Source organism: Catellatospora sp. NPDC049609, from assembly GCF_040675365.1.
Classification (GTDB): domain Bacteria; phylum Actinomycetota; class Actinomycetes; order Mycobacteriales; family Micromonosporaceae; genus Catellatospora.
Map to the genome: position 1 here is coordinate 1 of NZ_JBFAOU010000428.1, position 1,888 is coordinate 1,888.

Below are 1,888 nucleotides of genomic sequence, written 5' to 3' on the forward strand. Positions count from 1 at the left end.
TGCCGCACAACCGAAAGCTCGTGAGGGGTCACCGCGACATGACACTACGCCAGCCCACGGAGACCCGTACGACACGCCGACCTAACAAAGCACTATTAGAGGGGCTTAACCCGTTGCCCCACGTACCTATCTTCCAGAAGCGTCGACATGGCGCCACCGCATCGGCGCAGCTGAAATGCGGCTCGGGCGGCGTCCGTACCACAGCACACGGGCTAGCACACCCGGGGAGAACAGCCGCTGCGGCGGGGACATCAGGTTCGCCACGGACAAGAACGCGTAGCCCACCGCGGGGTGCCTGGCGGCCGCGATGTGCAGGCGAGCGACGTACCTGTTAATAAAGTTTGTCTTGCGACTGCGGGGGCCCTCGACCTCGGGGTGGCTCAGGTCGGCACCGACCGCCATGCCCCACGGCACGTCGATGACCTTCGAGGCAGCCGCGTAGAAGCGCCTCGGCAGCCCGTCGAGCCCTTGCCGGAGGCAGTCGCGAAGCGCGATCGCCTCCACTGCAGCAACGGTCATGCCCTGAGCGTATGCAGGGTTGAAGCTGCAGATCGCGTCGGCGATCGAAACCAGGCCTTCCGGCAGCCTGGCCAGACGTTCGTAGCGGCGGCGCACGCTGACCGGCAAACGCAGGCGTAGACCGGGGCCGGCCGGCTCGCACCTGGTGACCAGTTGGAACAACTCGTCACTGGGCAGCCGTCGGGTAAAGCCGGTATAGCCATCGCGGTCGGCCGGAAGAGTACCGTCCTTGCCGACGCCGACAAGTGTCATCATCCAGCGGTTGCCCTCGACCGGCAGAGCCGCGCCGCCGATCGGCAGATCGGGCGACGGGCTGATCACCGCAGAGGTGAAGTTCAGCTGGCCCGGCTTGCGGTGGTAGACGCGAGACTCGTAGTACGTGAGCGGGTCCACATGTTCCTCGGCCGGCTTCTCGTAGCCCAGCTCGGAAAGCCACGTCGGACCGCGGTTGCCGCGGCCGGTCGCATCGACGACCAGGTCGGCGTCCAACCGAAGTTCGGTACCGCCCGCTGGTAGCACCTGTACGCCGGTAACCCGGCTGCGGTCACCCGAGCACAGCAGACCCAGCGCCTCGTGGCGCTCGCGCAGCTCGACGTTGGGCAGCTCAGCGACTCGGCGACGCACGTAAGCCTCCAGCGCGACACGCGTCACCCCCAGGCCGAACAGTCCGGTCTGTTTCGCAGCGACGCGGTGACCATGGTTGATCCACACTCCGTCGCCCTGTACGTCGGCGGACACCGCGCCTACCACAGCCATGTCATCGGCGAACCCGGGGAACAACTCCTCCAACACCTGGCGGCCCCGAGCGAGCAGCCCATGCGTGTGATCGCCCTGCGGCACGCCCTTGCGGCCGGTAACGCCATCAACAGGCAGCCTGTCGCGGTCGAAGATGGTGACCCTGGCAAACGACTCGCTCAGCACGCGCGCGGCAAGCAGGCCACCGATACTAGCGCCGAGCACTACCGCGTGGTCCGACCTGTTGATGGTAGACATAAACTCACTCCACCTGGTGATGTATGAGGCGAATGCGCTGAGCGTCTGCGGGATGAGCTCCAGCGGGACGCCATGGAGGTCAATTTGCCGATCATCGACTCGCCGCAGGTAGCCGGAAAGCGGCGTCGACAGTTAAATAGTGAGGTGCTGGGCTTTCGTACCTCTTTCAATACGCTGACGGAAGATGTCATCGTCTTCAGTTGAGCTTTCGCCTTAGTGCTGCTCGGCGTTAATTCGTCGGGGGTCGCTCAGGTGACCGAGTTGTCGAGGTAGAGGCTGCTGGCGCAGTCGAGTGCTTCCTCGGCGGTGCCGGCGGTGTGGCCGCTGGGCAGGTACGAGTCTTCGTAGCCGTCCTTGCTGGCCAGGTAGATCGCGA

The 1,888-nt window shown here is 65.2% G+C and carries 1 protein-coding gene; it reads right to left on the bottom strand.

Going from position 1 to position 1,888, the window contains the following annotated elements; all coding sequences use genetic code 11:
* Positions 1-126: 126 nt before the first annotated feature.
* Complete coding sequence (locus AB0J67_RS40855) at positions 127-1,512, bottom strand: squalene monooxygenase (RefSeq protein ID WP_363491165.1); 1,386 nt, start codon at positions 1,510-1,512, stop codon at positions 127-129.
* Positions 1,513-1,888 lie beyond the last annotated feature (376 nt).